The sequence below is a fragment of the Mycolicibacterium wolinskyi str. Jessa 2025 genome, assembly GCF_049241375.1.
In the GTDB taxonomy this organism is placed as follows: Bacteria; Actinomycetota; Actinomycetes; order Mycobacteriales; family Mycobacteriaceae; genus Mycobacterium; species Mycobacterium wolinskyi.
Window position 1 is genome coordinate 6,091,059 of the sequence record NZ_CP185960.1, and the last position, 15,827, is coordinate 6,106,885.

Sequence of the window (15,827 nt, forward strand, 5' to 3'; positions counted from 1 at the left end):
GGTGACGCGGAGCCGTATTGAGCCCTCCTGTCGCGATGCCAGTACGCGAACAGTTGGTGTACGTATCACCCGTGATATCGCGTTTCGAAAGCATGTACCACTTCTCCTCCGGATACGGAGGTGGCTGATGAGGCGAATGTGACGAACGCCCAAAACCGAAATCACCGCACGAAGGACCCCGCGAGCGCACCTAGGATCAGAAACAGACCTGAGGAGGCCGCGGAGTGCACCGACGCCGTGGATGACGACGTGATCGCGCGCCTGCGCCGCGGCATATCCGAGATCGAATCCACCGGCACAGTCGACAAAGAGGCGGCAGCCGCCGCGCGCAAGGCCCGCAGGGATTTGCCACCGCCACAACCCATTCCGAGGACCTACCCGGGATTGCCCGAAGGCGACGACTGGCTGGACAACGTGCCGGCCAAATACCAGCACGGCGAGAAGGGATTTGATCGGCGCCTGATGGAAGACCTCGCAAACGCCGGATTCCGTTGCTACACAATCAATCAAATCCCCGAGCGCACCGCCCCGAAAGCCATTCCCATCGCAATCGACTGGCTCGAGCACCTGGAGGAACGAGTCCCGGGGCCGGAGACCCGCCACCGCGACGTCATGCGCTGTCGGCTGATCCACCGTCTCCACGATTCGGCGGCCCGTGGCAACCAACGCGCCATCGATGTGGTGACCACACAGATCCGGCGCCGGCCGCCGCGCTCCACCGCGTCGGCGGGCATGGCCGGGCAGGTACTGGCCCGCATCGCGACAGCTCGACATTTCGACGAGATTGTCGAGTTGTTCAACGAACTCGACGACGACAGCAGCGACAAGTTCTTCCTGACCGCATACTTCGGCAAGGTCAAGACCACGCAGTCGCGCGACATCGTCCTGCCGTACCTCGACCACTGGGCCGTGATCGTGATCCCCGCACTGATCAAGATGAAGGCCACCGGGGTGCGCCACCTGATCGAGCCGCACCTGAAGAACAGTTGGCCACCGACCCGAACATATGCGCGACGAGCGATGGCGCGACTCACCTAGCCAGAGCCCTTGAAAACGCAAGTATCACGCACATTTTCACAACGACCCCACAGCCACACCAAACCGATCAGCGCGTGTACTACCCGGACAATGGGTGCGAGGAGTAAGGTCCGAGAACGACGTATGAAGAAGCGGTACGTCAGTTCAGCTAGCCGACCGAACGTCATACGGGGCGGAAATTGACTGATACTTCACGCGAAACGAAAACCGCAACAACGTTCATCGGAGCCCGTCCCGGCGAACGCCACGGATCGACGGCCGATGAGGTCCGCTCCCATTACGACCTGTCCAACGAGTTCTTCCGGCTGTGGCAGGACCCCACGCAGACCTACAGCTGTGCCTACTTCGAGCGCGACGACATGACACTCGAAGAAGCCCAGATGGCGAAAGTCGATCTGGCACTGGGCAAGCTGGGCCTGCAACCTGGCATGACTTTGCTCGACATCGGTTGCGGCTGGGGTTCGACGATCATGCGCGCGGTCGAGAAATACGACGTCAACGTCATCGGGCTGACGCTTTCGCACAATCAGCTCGCGCACATCGAACAGCGCTTCGCCGAGTCTGACAGCAAGCGCAGCAAAGAGGTTCGGCTGCAGCCGTGGGAAGAGTTCGACGAACCGGTGGACCGCATCGTGTCGATCGGCGCGTTCGAGCACTTCGGCTTCGAAAAGTACGACTATTACTTCAAGAAGACCTATGAGCTGATGCCCGATGACGGCGTGATGCTCCTGCACACGATCGTCTCGACGAGCAAAGAAGAAGTGGCCGAGATGGGGCTGCCGACGACGATGTCGCTCATGCGGTTCTTCAGGTTCATCGTCACCGAGATCTACCCGGGTGGCCGGATCCCGCTGATCAAGATGGTGGAGGACTCCGCCGTCGGCGCGGGCTTCCACGTCACGCGCAAACAGCGCCTACGCCCGCACTATGTGAAAACGCTCGACACCTGGGCAGCCAACCTGGAAGCCAAGAAGGACGAGGCCATCGCGATCACCTCCGAAGAGGTCTACGAGCGCTACTTGAAGTACCTGACCGGTTGCGCGGACCTGTTCCGCAAGGGCTACACCGACGTATGCCAGTTCACCAGCGAGAAGACGGTATAGCTCAGAGGGAGGTCACCGCACATGGCTAACGGGGGGACGGCCGAGATGCGGCCGTATTTCGAGGACGTGCAAGCCCACTACGACCTCTCCGACGAGTTCTTCGGGCTGTTTCAAGATCCGTCACGCACCTACAGTTGCGCGTTCTATGAGCGCGACGACATGACGCTCGAAGAAGCGCAGATGGCCAAGATCGACCTGGCCCTCGACAAGCTGGGTCTACAGCCGGGTATGACGCTTCTCGACGTCGGCTGCGGCTGGGGTGCGCTGATGAAACGCGCGATGGAGAAGTACGACGTCAATGTCATCGGTCTGACGTTGAGCAACAATCAATACGCCTTCTGCCAAAGCCTTTTGGAACAAACCGGCTCAGACCGCCAGCACCTCGTGCACCTGAAGGGCTGGGAGCAGTTCGACGATCCGGTGGACCGTATCGTCAGCATCGAGGCGTTCGAGGCCTTCGGGAAGTCGCGCTATGCGGCGTTTTTCGACATGGCGCATCGGGTGATGCCCGCCGATGGGCGCATGGTGATCGAGACGATCTTCACCCATCCGATCAACTACTGGCGTGAGCACGGCATCCCGGTGACGTTGACCGACATGAAGTTCATGCGGTTCATCGGCAAAGAGATCTTCCCCGGCGGGCAGTTACCGTCCGACGTCGACATGGTCGAATTCTCGGACAAAGCAGGCTTTTCCACCGACGAGACGCAGCTCATGAACGAGCACTACGTCCGCACGCTCGACACCTGGGCGGAAAACCTGACGGCCCGCCGCGACGAGGCGATCGCCACCACGTCGCAGGAGGTCTTCGACCGCTATATGCACTACCTCACCGGCTGCGCGGACTTCTTCCGGCGCGGCATCTCCGAAGTCGCCCAGTTCACGTTCAACAAGCGAAATCAGTAGGCGCCGAAGGCCAACACCACGTTGTGCCCGCCGAACCCGAACGAGTTGCTGATCGCATAGCGGTAACTGCCGCGGCGTGGCTCGTCGGCCACCACGTCGAGGTCGATCTCGGGATCGCGGTTCTTGAGGTTGAGCGTGGCCGGTATGACCTGATCGCGTAGCGACTGCACCGTCACCACAGCCTCGACCGCACCGGCCGAGCCCAACGAATGTCCCAACGCCGCTTTGGGCGCATACACCGCGGGTGCGTGAGTGCCGAGCGCGGTATGGAGTGCGCGGGCCTCGGCCTTGTCGCCGGCGAGCGTCCCGGTCGCGTGAGCGTTGACGTAGTCGATGTCGGCGGGCGTGATTCCGGCGAGGTGGATGGCGCGGCTGATGGCGTCGCTGGCCAGTTCCCCTTCGGGATCGGGTTCGACGAGGTCATAGCAATCCGACGTGATGCCGACGCCCATGAGCCGGGCGAGTATTGGCGCGCCGCGCGCCTTGGCGTGCTCTTCGGTTTCGATGAGCATCAGCGCACCGCCTTCGCCGAACACCATGCCGTCGCGGTCCTTGTCGAACGGGCGGCACGCGGCCGCCGGATCGTCGTTGTAGGTCGACATCATGCCCATCTGCAGAAATGCCGCGACGGGCACGGCCTCGATCCACGTCTCGACGCCACCGCAGATCGCGATGTCGGCGTCGCCGAGGATGATCTCGCGCCACGCATGCGCGATGGCGGCCGCACCCGAAGCGTCGGCCATCAGCGGAGAGATGATGCCCGCCTTGGCCTTACGCTCCAATCCGACCGCGGCGGCCGGCGCGTTGGGCATGTACTTCTGGATCGCGGTCGGCGGTACCGCGCGCAGGCCCTTCTCCTGCCAGGTGTCGTACTGAAGAACGATCTCCTCGGTGGTGCCCAGCGCCAGCCCGATCGAGACGAGCAACCGCGTGGTGTCGATGTCGGGAGATCCGGCGCTTTCCCAGAGCCGCCGGCCGAGCACCGTCGACATCTGCTCCATATACGAAAGCCTGCGCCGCTCAACGCGGCTCAATGTCTGGTCGAAGCTCTCGGTGAGCTGTCCGCCGATCCGCACCGGTGATTCGAACTCCGTGACGAATGACTTGTCGAGGGTGCGGATACCGCTCCGCCCCTCGAGCAGCAGCTGCCACGTCTCCTCCGCCTGCGGCGCAAGCGAAGTGGTCGAGGTGACCGCGGTAACGACGACGTCGGCCAATCCATCGCCGGTGGTCTTCGCAACCATGATCTGTGCTCTCGTCTCTCCGTTCATGAGCCATCTGTTGCGGTGACAGTTTCCACTTTAGGACTGCACAGCCCGGCTTAGGTCGGATTCGTCAGCCGAGAACAGCAGCCGGTGCAGCGATGCCGCACCGACCACGAGTTCGCGTGATCGTCTACCCAGATCGGCATCGCGTGAAACCAAGGTGGCGCGGACCGAGTCCCAGTCCCGACCCGCGCGTAGCTGGGGCATCAGCGCACGTAGCGGGGCAATCCGATACCCCGCCTGCCGCAGCTGGTGGATGATCCGTACGTCGCGCACATCCGTCGGCGCATACCGCCGGACGCCGCCCGCGGCGCGGCCCGGCCGGACAAGCCCCTCGAACTCCCAGTGCCGCAACGTCGACACTCGAATCCCCAACGCCCGGGCCAGCTCTGAGATCGACATCGAATCGGCAGCCACGGCATCGTCGACCGGCTCGTCCGCGATCACGCCAACCGCCTCCTGTGCCAGGCGCAAATCCTGGCGCTCGCCGTGCAACCGCGCATGGGCCTCGTCTACCAGCTCGAGCGCGGTAGCGGACTCATGGTGAACGGCCCGCAGGATCCGTTTGGCGTCGACCGGTCCGACCGCCGCGGCGAACGCCCGGTACGCGGCAGCCGCCTGGACGTGCACGTCTCCGTACACCCGATACCCCGACGCGGTGCGTCGCGCGGCAGGCAGTACACCGTCGCGCTCCAGATTGCGGATCTGCTGCACCGAGTAACCGGTCAGCCGTGACACATCGGCGGTCCGCAAACCCGAGTTGAGACTTTTCACCTGATGCTCCAGTACAACGACGCCTAACCCCACATAAGCACATGAATGTGACGCTTGAGCCTATGACGATCCGAGAACTCATCGACCTGATCAGCGCGATGGACGGCGTCCTGGTCCTTCAGCCGCGCGCGGGTGACGGCTCGCCCGAGATCGCGTGGGGCGATGTCTTCTTCTACTACGCGCCCGACGGCGTCGTCCCGCGGACGCAACCGTTCGCCACCATCATCACCAAGGACTATCCGGACGACGCCTCGTGCCGCCTCGACCGGCCCGGCGCATTCCGGCTGAATATCGCCACTGGGTCAGCCGAGACGGCGGAGCCCCAAGACGACACCGTCATCGTCCACCCCGTCTACGGTCGGCAGGGCTGGGTCGCCATCGTCAATCCCGGACCTCGCACGAGCACTACGGTGATCGAACTGCTCCACACGGCGCACCGGCGCGCGCGAACACGCCACGCCACCCGGAATCAGGCAGGGCGAGCTTGAAGATGATCCGGACGGTTTGCAGGTACTGCCGGGGCAGCGGCCCACTGGTGTACGGCACGCCGTATTTCTCGCAGAGCGCGCTGACGCGTTCGCTGATCTGTGCCAGGCGGTTGCTGGGCAGGTCCGGAAACAGGTGGTGCTCGATCTGGTAGCACAAATTCCCGCTTGAAAACGCAAGTATCGGACCGGCTTTGAAGTTCGCCGCGCCGACCATCTGGCGTAAGTACCACTCAGCCTTGGTCTCCTGCTGCAACGTATCGGGAGTGAACTTCTCGGCGCCGTCAGGAAAATGTCCGCAGAAGATCACCACGTACGCCCAGAGATTGCGCAACAGATTGGCGGTCAGGTTCGCGACGAGCGTTCGCCGCCAGCGCCGCCCGCTCAGCGCGGGAAGAATCACGTAGTCCTTGGCGAGTTGGCGGCCGATCTTCGCGCGCAGCGTCCGCCGCGCCGCATTCTTGCCTTCCTCGGTGTCGGCTCGATCACGCGCGGAGTAGAAGTCGTGCAGGGCGATGCCCCACTCGAACACGAGTGCCAACAACATATTTCGCAGCGGCTGCACAAGATGCTGCGGCTCCCACTGTTGATCGCGGGTCATGCGCAGTATGCCGAAGCCGAGATCGTCGTCCACGCCGATCACATTGCTGAACACGTGATGGTGGTAGTTGTGCGAGTAGCGCCACTGCGCGGACGGGCCCACCATGTCCCATTCCCAGGTGGTGGAGTGGATCTCGGGATCGTTCATCCAATCCCACTGGCCGTGGCCGACGTTGTGCCCGATCTCCATGTTCTCAACGGATTTCGCGTAGGCCAGCGCCGCGGTGCCCACCACCCAGCCGGTTTTCGACTTCGTGCCGGCGAGCACAAGCCGCGCCACCACGTCGAGCGTCCGTTGGAACAGGATGGTGCGCCGGATGTAAGCCGCGTCGCGCTCGCCGAGAGTTTCCTCGATGTCGCTGCGGATGGTGTCGAGTTCGGCGCCGAACGCCTCGATCTCGGTAGGACTCAGTTGCGCGTAAGCCGCGATGTCGCTGATTGCCACGTGGTTTCCGTCTGTCGATGTGCGTCGGCAGGTCGGGGCCACCTCGGCGTGAGTCCCCCAGCGTAGGTGCGAACCCGGATCAGTGCCACAACGCGACGACGATGGGCAACACTGGTCTGATGACCGAGCCCACGCCGACCCGAGTCGCGGTTTACCTCGACTTCGACAACATCGTGATCTCCCGGTATGACCAGGTCAACGGCCGCAACTCGTTTCAGCGCGACAAGGCCAAGGGGCTCGAACCGGACAAGCTGGAGCGCTCGACGGTAGACGTGGCCGCCATCCTGGACTTCGCGTCGTCGTTCGGAACGCTGGTTCTCACCCGTGCGTACGCCGACTGGTCAGCAGATGTTAATGCGGGGTACCGCCAGCAGTTGGTGGGCAGGGCCGTCGACTTGGTGCAGTTGTTCCCGGCGGCGGCCTACGGCAAGAACGGTGCCGACATCCGGCTCGCGGTCGACGCCGTCGAAGACATGTTCCGTCTCCCCGACCTGACACACGTGGTGATCGTCGCCGGCGACTCCGACTACATACCGCTCGCTCAACGCTGCAAACGGCTGGGTCGTTATGTGGTGGGTATCGGTGTCGCGGGGGCGTCGAGCCGCGCGCTGGCGGCCGCGTGCGACGAGTTCGTCGTGTACGACTCGCTGCCCGGCATCCCCACCCCAACCCCTGAGCCCGAACCGAAACAACCCAAGCGCACCCGCAAGAAAGCCGAGCCCGATCCGCAACACGAGGCCACCGCGCTCCTGCGCCGCGCGCTGCAGATCGGCCTGGAGAAAGACGACGTCGAGTGGCTGCACAACTCGGCGGTCAAGGCGCAGATGAAGCGGATGGACCCGTCGTTCAACGAAAAGTCGTTGGGGTTCAAGTCTTTCAGTGATTTCCTGCGGTCCCGCTCCGACATCGTCGAGCTCGATGAGAGTTCGACGACGCGGATGGTCAAGCTGCGTAGCCCGGAATAGCCCGTTCGCAACGGCGCTAACACCGGTGATAGCGCGTTTCAGAACGATTTGCCCACCGCCTTGGCGGTACTGGTGTGGCCTGTGTGACTTCCCAGACCCGAACCGAAAATGGAAAGAGCCCGGAGCACGATGGCGTCCGGGCTCTCCCCTCGGTTACTTGGCGTGGTTGCGCTGGTGGTGGTGATGCACGGAGGTGCCGGGCTGGGGCACGTGGGACTGGTTCGGGAAGGCCTCGTGATGGGTGACCGTCGGGCCGGTGGTGGTCGGCGAGGTTTCGGCGTTGGCCGTGGCGACGCCCAGGAAGATCAGCGCGGGGGCGGCGGCGAGCGTGAAACCGGCGGCAACGCGGCGGGTGATGGTCATGTCGACTCCTTGGTCGGGTAAGGCTTTTCGTTTGTCCGGTGTGTTCCGGCGTTGAAACAAGAATGCCGCGCCACGAGCCCGGGCAGTATCGGGCGACCGGCCCATCCACGGGTCCAACTGCGTGTCCCCCGATCGGGGGAACGCACCCGGAAAAACTCGTGTCGAGGCCGACCCCCACCGCGAAATAGGATTGGCACACAGTTCGAAGGGGGTGCCATGGCCGTCAAGAAGGCCGTCGCCGGGCTCGCGGTTGCGGTGCTCGTCCTCGGCGGCTGCACGCGCCAAGCCGAGGAGCCCGACGGCAGTCCAGAGGTCGACGTCCTGGGCAGCATGCTCGCGAGCGAGTCCGAGGTCAACATCATCCTCGGCACCGACTCCCTGCGCCCCAAGACCGCGCTGCGGGTGCCCGCGAAACTCGACCCGGGCGAGCACGCGTCGCGCCCCGAATGCGTCGTCGTCATCGGCAATGCGATGGACTGGGTGTACCGCGACAGCGACTACCGGCAGTTCCGCGAAACGCTGCTCGCCGACGAGGAAGGCAACCTCGAGGTCGATCAGGCCGTCATCAAATTCGACAGCCCGGCCGCGGCGCGGGCGGTCGTCGCTCGCACGGTGTCGGTGTGGCAGCAATGCGCGAACGACACCTTGACCATCACCGAGGACGGCGACAAGTCGCCCGATCTGTTCCAGCTCGCGGCCCCGGACGTCGTCGACGGCATCGACGTGACGCACGATGTCTCGCCGGACCTCCCGGGTTACGGCAGCCGGCGCGCGATCCTGGCGGTCGACGACATGGTCGTCGATGTGCGGCTCACGGGATACGACCTCGACGACGGCAAAGCCGTCCAGCTCGTCAAGACCATCGCGGGCCGCAACTCACTCTGACTACCGAAACGCCCCATTGATCACCGGCTGGGTGATCATGCCTTTCTCCACGCCCCACATGGTCGCGATCGTGCGGTACTCACCGGTGCCCATCACGTGTTCGAGCGCCAGCCGCAACCACTCGGCAAGCCCGGAGCCCTTCGCGACCGGCCACCCGTACGGTGCGGAGTCGAACACCTCGCCCGCGGGCTGCAACGCCCCGCCGCTCAACTTGATCGCGAACCCGGTCACGGGCGAATCGGCCGTCATGGCATCGACTTCCCCGGCGATGAGCGCCGCGGTCACCTCGTCCTGATGGGTGTGCACGACCTTCTCGATCGGCGGCAGCCCGGCCGCCACGCACGCATCGGATTTCGCCGGGATTTCCTCGGTTTCCTGAATCGTGCTGTACGCCACGCCGACTCGCAGCCCGCACGCCGCGGTGGGGTCGACGGCCGACCCGGTCTTTTGCGCCCACAGCGTGCCGGCCTGAAAGTAGGTGACGAAGTCGACGACGGCTTCGCGCTCGGCGGTGTCGGTGATCGACGACATCCCGACGTTGAAATTGCCGTCCTGCACCGACGGCAGGATGCCTTCGAAGCCGGTCTCGCGGAAGTCCGGCACCAACCCGAGCGTGCGCGCGACGGCTTTCATCAAATCGACGTCGAAGCCCACGATCTCACCGTCGGAATTCTTGAACTCGTTGGGCGCGTACGGCACATTCACGCCGATCACCAGGCGCCCGGTCTCGCGGATCTCGGCGGGCACGGTCGCCGCGATCTCGGGCACCGCACCCGTCGGCGCCTCGACGGGCCCCGTCGTCGACGCCGAATCGGCCAAGCTCGGATCGCGGCCGACACCGCCGCCGTCCCGCAGCTGCCACACCCCGACCGCGAGCAACGCCGCCACCAGAACCGTCGCCCCCGCAATCGCGGCCACGCGTCGTGGCGCCCGCACCCGGGGACGCGCCGCCGAATGCCGGCCCGACCGCCCCGTCGTACGCACGGGCACCGAAAGCGCCGCACGCGCGGCAGCCGCCAACTCGCCCGCGGACTGATACCGCTTGGACGGCTTTTTCGCCATCCCCTTGGCGATCACGTCGTCGAACGCCGCGAGCCGCGCCTCCTTCTCGGACGGACGCGGGGGCGGCGACACCATGTGCCCGGCGATCTGCTGCTCGAGGCTGTCGGCGGGATAAGGCCTTGCGCCCGTGAGGCATTCGTACAGCACGCAGGCCAGCGCGTAAACATCGGAACGAGGGTCGACCTTGCCCGCGTCGAACCGCTCGGGCGCCATGTACGCGAGCGTGCCGAGTGTGCTGCCCGCGGTGGTCATGCCTGCCTCGCCCGCCGTACGGGCCAGGCCGAAGTCGATGAGGTACACGAAGTCGTTGTCGGTGATGAGGATGTTCGACGGCTTCACGTCGCGGTGGATCAGACCGGCGTGATGCGCGGCGTCGAGAGCCATCGCGACCTGCTCGACCATGTTGACCGCGAACGCCGGTTCCAGCGGCTTGTCGGTCTTGGTCAGCATCGCCCCGAGATTGCGGCCCTCGATGAGTCGCATGTCGAGGTAAAGGCGGCCGTCGATTTCGCCGAAGCCGTGGATCGGCACCACGTGCGGATCGTTGACGCCGGCCGCGGCGTGCGACTCCCGCTTGAACCGGTCCTGGAACGACGTGTCCTGCGCGAGGTGCGGCGGAAGGACTTTGAGCGCGACGATGCGGTCGGTTTTGGTGTCGTAGGCCTGGTAGACCTCGCCCATCCCGCCGCGGCCGATCAGCTTCTGCAGCTGATAGTGCCCGAATGGTGTCGCGTCCACCGTTAACTCCTCGGGGGCGGCCTATCCGGCACGTCAATTGTGTCGATCGAAGTTACATCACTTTTCTTATGTGTGTAGGTCTCGATCACAACTGTTCGCGGAATTCGCTGGTTCTCCGTAAGAACTGATTCGCACACGCTGTGGCTGATGGGACCGATGTGATTTCGTAACTGCCGAGATCGCCGCCAATGACCGACAGAGCACATCTGCCCGGCTACCTTTGTCGCGAGCAGCGAAAGGGGGAACATGCGCGTCGACGGACGGGACATCACTGTCACCGGCAGATTGCTGCAACCGTTGACCCGCCGCACCAACGACATCCTTCGGCTGGCGCTGGCGACCCTGTTCCTCGCGACGGTCATCACGAGCTCGCTGATCACACGCTACGAGTGGGTGGCGCTGGAGCGGTCGATCTCCGAGATCGTCGGCGTGCTCACGCCCACGCAGTCCAACCTCGTCTACCTGGCCTACGGCATCGCGATCGTCGCGCTGCCGTTCGTGATCCTCGTCAGCCTGATCCTGGGCCGCCAGTGGAAACTGCTCGGCGCCTATGCGGCTGCCGGAGCCATCGCGATTCTCTCGCTGTCGATCACCGCCAACGGCATCGCCGCGCCGCGCTGGCATTTCGACCTCGACGACCGGCTCGATACCCAGTTTTCGCAATTCCTCGACGACCCACGCTGGATCGGCATGCTCGCCGCCGTGCTGACGGTGTCAGGGCCCTGGCTGCCGCGACGTCTGCGCCGGTGGTGGTGGACGCTGCTGCTCGCGTTCGTCCCCATCCATCTCGTCGTGAGCGCCGTCGTGCCGGCCCGGTCGCTGTTGGGGCTGGCGGTGGGCTGGTTCGTCGGCGCGCTGGTGGTCTGGGTCGTCGGCACCCCGGCCCTTGAGGTTCCGCTCGACGGCGCGGTGCGCGCACTCGCGCGGCGCGGTTTCCAGGTCTCGGCGTTCACGGTGGTCCGGCCCGCCGGCGCCGGACCGCTGCTGCTCGACGCCGCATCGCTCGATCCCGACGCCACCGCCGTGGTCGAGCTGTACGGCCCCAATCAGCGCAGCGGCGGCGCGGTCCGTCAGCTGTGGCGCAAGTTCCGGCTGCGCGCGAACGAAACCGCGCCGCTGCAGACCTCGATGCGCCGCGCCGTCGAGCACCGCGCGCTGATGGCGATCGCGATCGGCGACCTCGGCCTGGCGAGCACGTCGACGATGTCGGTCGCCGCGCTCGACCGAGGCTGGACGCTGTACGCCCACAACCACAAACGCGGGACGCCGCTGGACCAGTGCACCACCGAGACCACGGTCGGCCGCGTCTGGAATGCGTTGCGCATGCTGCACGATCACCAGATCTCGCACGGCGATCTGCGCAGCAAGGAAATCACCGTCGACGACGGCGCGGTGCTGTTCGGCGGTTTCGGCAGCGCCGAGTACGGCGCCACCGACGCCCAGCTGCAGTCCGATATCGCCCAGCTGCTCGTCACCACGACCGCGCTGTACGACGCACCATCGGCGGTCACCGCGGCCATCGAAGCGTTCGGCCGCGAAGCCGTGCTCACCGCGTCCCGCCGGCTCACCAAAACCGCCGTGCCGGCACCGGTTCGGGATTCGGTCGCCGACGCCAAAGAGGTCATCTCCCGCGCCCGCGACGAGGTGATGCGCCAGACCGGCGCCGACCAGATCAAGGCCGAGACGATCACGCGGTTCACCCGCAACCAGGTGATCCAGCTGGTTCTGCTCGTGGCGCTGGTCTATGTCGCCTATCCGTTCATCAGCGCGGTGCCGACCTTCTTCTCCGAGCTGCTCACCGCGAACTGGTGGTGGGCGTTACTCGGACTCGCGGTGTCGGCATTGCGCTATGTGGGCGCGGCCGCCGCCCTGTGGGCCTGCGCCGACCGGCTGGTGAGCCTCCGCAACCTGTCAATCATGCAGATCGCCAACACTTTCGCCGCGACCACCACCCCGGCAGGCGTGGGCGGCCTTGCGCTGAGTACCCGGTTCCTGCAGAAGGGTGGCTTGAGCACCGCGCGCGCCACCGCTGCGGTGGCCTTGCAACAGTCGGTGCAGGTGATCGTGCACGTGCTGCTGCTGATCTTCTTCAGTACCGTGGCCGGCGCCTCGGCCGACCTGTCGCATTTCGTCCCGAGCTCGACGGTGCTGTATCTGATCGCCGGCGTCGCGCTGGGCCTCACCGGTGTGTTCCTCGCGGTGCCCAATCTGCGCCGGTGGTTGGCCTCGGCCGTACGGCCCAGGCTTCAAGAAGTCACCGACGATCTGGTGAAGCTCGCACGCGAACCGCAGCGGCTCGCGCTGATCGTCCTCGGCGCAGCGGGCACGACTCTCGGTGCGGCCCTGGCACTGTGGGCCAGCGTCGAGGCGTTCGGCGGAAACACGTCGTTCGTCACCGTCACGGTCGTCACGATGATCGGCGGCACGCTGGCCTCTGCCGCACCAACCCCCGGCGGCGTCGGGGCGGTGGAGGCGGCGCTGATCGGCGGCCTCGCGGCGTTCGGCGTGCCCGCCGCGATCGGCGTGCCCGCGGTGCTGCTCTACCGCGTGCTGACGTGCTGGCTACCGGTGTTCATCGGCTGGCCAGTGATGCGCTGGCTCACCAAGAACGACATGATCTGAGTATGCGCCGAGACCGACACAAAGGTCGGAATTCGACTGGCGCATCGACCTTTTCGTTGATTTCGAGGCACCTCAACCCTTGAATCGGGGCAATTCCTCAAGCGCTTGGGTGACCAGCTCCTGCACAACGGCTTCGTCCACATCCTCGACCGAGCGATACCGTAGTTTTCGCACGTACTTCGATTCCGATGGTTCGAACCCCACTTCGGGCTCACGCAACAGACTGCCGAAGTGAAACGCCAGATGCACCTGTCGCTTGGTGGCGGCGACAGCGCAGACCCAGTGGTCGAAGTCCCCGTCGACCGCGAACGTCAGCTGCCGCCACTTGACGGCGGCGTCGAACGGCGCGTGTCCGGCAATCGTGGATATGAGTCGCTCGGCGATCGGGCGAGTGTCAGCGGGCAGGCCTGCCAAGAACTCAGCTGACGGGCTGTCACTCATCACACCACGCTACTCAGCGTGCACCGCAAACACGAGGTCGCAGCGCAACAGTTCCTGAGCAGCCCGTCCCGACGGAATTCGCGGGCCCGGCGATCACCGCGAGATGAGATGATCGACAGTCATGGACCGCGCAGACCTCGTGCGGCGAGCCGATGGCCTGCTCGCCGACATGGGCAAGCTCCGCGCGGAGATCGCCGCGAGCGTCCGGTCCAACACCGATGTCGTGGTCGACCAGGCGCTGAAATCCGCGCCGGTCGACAGCCTGCGCCCCTATCTTCCGCGCGGGGCCCGCATCAGCGCGCTGATCAATTCGCAGTACCGCACGGTCGCGGACATCCACGGTGTCGCGCCGCGCATCCTGACCCAGGTTCCCGGTGTCGACATCGCGACCGCGCAGGCGGTTCAGTCCGCGGCCCAGGCCAAGGCCGACCACATCCGCTCGACCACCCGGCCCCGGCTGGACCGGGAATCTGAGGCCGACACCGCGCTGCTGACCAACCTGATGGTCCTCATCCGCGCGGATGCACCGGTCAAACAGTTGCGCCGGCTACTTCCCCGGTTGCGGGCGCGCGTCGGGATGCAGAACGGATCCGGACGGCGCCGACGCGACGACGCCCCACCGGTCGCGCCCGATCCACTGGTCAACAAGGTTGCAGAGCTCATCGACCGGATCGAGGACGCCCGCAGGCCCGAGCCCGATAGCTGGAGCGTGTATGGGCGCGACGCCGCGACCGTCGACCGGCTTCTCGGTGAATTCTCCTCGGGGACAACCGATGCGGACGCCGCACAAGGTTTCGTCGGAGCGCGCGTCGCTGTGCAAGTCGAACGAACGGGTCTCGACCGGTCACTGCTGCGGACCGAGCTGCGCGACTACCAGTTGTTCGGCGCCCAGTACGCGGTGGCACGCCGGCGGGTGTTGCTTTGTGACGAGCTGGGTCTCGGCAAGAGCATTCAGGCTCTCGCCGTCGCCGCACATCTGGCGGCCGCCGACAAGATGCGCCACACACTCGTGATCTGCCCGGCCAACGCGAGCATCCACTGGGCCGACGAGACTGCGAAGCACACCGCACTGACCCCGATCGAAATTCGTGGCAGTCAGCGCGAAGCCCGCTTGGTCGAATGGAAAGACAAGGGCGGCTTGGCCATCGTCACGTTCGACATGCTGCGACGGATCACCCTGCCAGAACGGCCCGGGCTGGTGATCGTCGACGAAGCGCATCTGCTGCGTGACCCCAAATCCGACCGTGCCCGCGCCGTGCGCAATGTCCTGACCTCCGACGACCGGGTTCTGTTCCTGTCCGGCGTCGCGATGCACAACCGGATCGAGGGATTCCGCCACCTCGCCGACTTTCTGCAACCCGACGTCGCCGGCGAGGTGACTCCGGCGACGGGCGCGCAGGGCTCGGTGGCGTTCCGGCGGGCAGTGGACCGGGTGTATCTACGCCGTGACTTCCGCGACGTGATCGACGAACTGCCACAGCGTATTTCGACCGAGGAGTGGGTGCGCCTCACCAGCGCCGACCGGGACCGCTACCGGCGTGCGGTGTCGAGCGGGAATTTCACCGCGATCCGCCAGGCGGCGTGGCCATCCGGGGCGCCTGCGCCGGGCGCCAAGCTGGACCGGCTGATCGAGCTCACCAACGAGGCACACATCGACCGAGCACACGTCGTGGTCTTCTCTCACTTCCCGGCGGTGCTCGACGTCATCCGGAAGGCGTTGCCGGGCAATATGTTCGGTCCGCTCGACGATTCCGTGCCGGATCGCCAGGCCGCGGTCGACGCGTTCGCGGCCGATCGCGGTCCCGCGACGCTGCTGGCGCACATCGACGCCGGCCCTCTCGATCTGCGGCGGTTGACGGTACCAGCGGTGTTCATGATCGCCGAGCCGCAGTGGGAGCCGCGAGCCGAGCAGCGGGTGATCGGGCGAACACAGCGCATCAGTGAACTCCACACGGTGCGGGTGCACCGGCTGCTGGCACGCGGCAGTATCGACGAGCCGATTCGCCGGCTCGCACAACGCCCCGACCAGGCGCCGCCGCATCAAGATGAGATGGTGCGCGCCGAGCAGGCTCGGTTAGCGAGGTAGGGGTCACCCCTTCGCGAGTGTGCGGTGGGGGCGACGCCGGCGCGGTTTC

At 65.5% G+C, this 15,827-nt stretch carries 14 protein-coding genes; 8 read left to right on the forward strand and 6 right to left on the reverse strand.

Going from position 1 to position 15,827, the window contains the following annotated elements; all coding sequences use genetic code 11:
- Nucleotides 1-237: 237 nt before the first annotated feature.
- From ACOI2T_RS30165 to ACOI2T_RS30175, 3 genes are all read left to right on the forward strand, one after another.
- Nucleotides 238-1,038, forward strand: coding sequence for a HEAT repeat domain-containing protein (locus ACOI2T_RS30165; RefSeq protein WP_409502186.1), 801 nt, complete (start codon nt 238-240; stop codon nt 1,036-1,038).
- A gap of 221 nt (nt 1,039-1,259) precedes the next feature.
- On the forward strand, nt 1,260-2,141 hold the full coding sequence (locus tag ACOI2T_RS30170) for a cyclopropane mycolic acid synthase family methyltransferase (RefSeq protein WP_409502371.1): 882 nt from the start codon (nt 1,260-1,262) through the stop codon (nt 2,139-2,141).
- 21 nt (nt 2,142-2,162) lie between these two features.
- The gene (locus tag ACOI2T_RS30175; protein WP_067856127.1) at nt 2,163-3,047 is read left to right on the forward strand and encodes a cyclopropane mycolic acid synthase family methyltransferase; all 885 of its coding nucleotides are present in this window, start codon (nt 2,163-2,165) and stop codon (nt 3,045-3,047) included.
- Here the strand turns inward: ACOI2T_RS30175 and ACOI2T_RS30180 are convergent.
- On the reverse strand, nt 3,041-4,291 hold the full coding sequence (locus tag ACOI2T_RS30180) for a KasA/KasB family beta-ketoacyl-ACP synthase (RefSeq protein ID WP_409502187.1): 1,251 nt from the start codon (nt 4,289-4,291) through the stop codon (nt 3,041-3,043). The two genes, ACOI2T_RS30175 and ACOI2T_RS30180, sit on opposite strands and share 7 nt — an antisense overlap.
- A 57-nt stretch (nt 4,292-4,348) precedes the next feature.
- Nucleotides 4,349-5,086 (reverse strand): MerR family transcriptional regulator, encoded by a 738-nt coding sequence (locus ACOI2T_RS30185; RefSeq protein ID WP_409502188.1) that lies wholly within the window; start codon nt 5,084-5,086, stop codon nt 4,349-4,351.
- Between the two features lie 62 nt (nt 5,087-5,148).
- Between ACOI2T_RS30185 and ACOI2T_RS30190 the strand changes: the two genes are divergently transcribed.
- Complete coding sequence (locus ACOI2T_RS30190) at nt 5,149-5,574, forward strand: DUF6194 family protein (RefSeq protein WP_409502189.1); 426 nt, start codon at nt 5,149-5,151, stop codon at nt 5,572-5,574.
- On the opposite strand, the gene ACOI2T_RS30195 is transcribed toward ACOI2T_RS30190, so the two are convergent.
- A complete protein-coding gene (locus tag ACOI2T_RS30195; RefSeq protein ID WP_409502190.1) occupies nt 5,492-6,616 on the reverse strand; it encodes a fatty acid desaturase family protein in 1,125 nt (374 codons plus the stop codon). The two genes, ACOI2T_RS30190 and ACOI2T_RS30195, sit on opposite strands and share 83 nt — an antisense overlap.
- A 119-nt stretch (nt 6,617-6,735) precedes the next feature.
- Here ACOI2T_RS30195 and ACOI2T_RS30200 point away from each other — a divergent pair, with 119 nt between their 5' ends.
- Nucleotides 6,736-7,581, forward strand: a complete 846-nt coding sequence (locus ACOI2T_RS30200; RefSeq protein ID WP_409502191.1) for an NYN domain-containing protein — start codon at nt 6,736-6,738, stop codon at nt 7,579-7,581.
- 153 nt (nt 7,582-7,734) lie between these two features.
- Here the strand turns inward: ACOI2T_RS30200 and ACOI2T_RS30205 are convergent, their stop codons facing one another.
- Complete coding sequence (locus tag ACOI2T_RS30205; RefSeq protein WP_409502192.1) at nt 7,735-7,944, reverse strand: hypothetical protein; 210 nt, start codon at nt 7,942-7,944, stop codon at nt 7,735-7,737.
- Between the two features lie 216 nt (nt 7,945-8,160).
- Here ACOI2T_RS30205 and ACOI2T_RS30210 point away from each other — a divergent pair, with 216 nt between their 5' ends.
- Entirely contained in the window at nt 8,161-8,829 is a 669-nt protein-coding gene (locus ACOI2T_RS30210) for a sensor domain-containing protein (RefSeq protein WP_409502193.1), read from the forward strand.
- Here the strand turns inward: ACOI2T_RS30210 and stpK7 are convergent, their stop codons facing one another.
- Complete coding sequence (stpK7, locus tag ACOI2T_RS30215) at nt 8,830-10,629, reverse strand: serine/threonine protein kinase StpK7 (RefSeq protein WP_409502194.1); 1,800 nt, start codon at nt 10,627-10,629, stop codon at nt 8,830-8,832.
- 246 nt (nt 10,630-10,875) lie between these two features.
- On the opposite strand from stpK7, the gene ACOI2T_RS30220 reads away from it, so the two are divergent.
- On the forward strand, nt 10,876-13,251 hold the full coding sequence (locus tag ACOI2T_RS30220; RefSeq protein WP_409502195.1) for a flippase-like domain-containing protein: 2,376 nt from the start codon (nt 10,876-10,878) through the stop codon (nt 13,249-13,251).
- Nucleotides 13,252-13,323: 72 nt separating this feature from the next.
- Here ACOI2T_RS30220 and ACOI2T_RS30225 read toward each other — a convergent pair whose 3' ends face one another.
- Nucleotides 13,324-13,692 carry a DUF1801 domain-containing protein gene (locus tag ACOI2T_RS30225; RefSeq protein ID WP_409502196.1) on the reverse strand — a complete coding sequence of 123 codons (369 nt, stop codon included), beginning with the start codon at nt 13,690-13,692 and terminating at the stop codon, nt 13,324-13,326.
- A gap of 121 nt (nt 13,693-13,813) precedes the next feature.
- Between ACOI2T_RS30225 and ACOI2T_RS30230 the strand changes: the two genes are divergently transcribed.
- Entirely contained in the window at nt 13,814-15,778 is a 1,965-nt protein-coding gene (locus ACOI2T_RS30230) for an SNF2-related protein (protein ID WP_409502197.1), read from the forward strand.
- Nucleotides 15,779-15,827 lie beyond the last annotated feature (49 nt).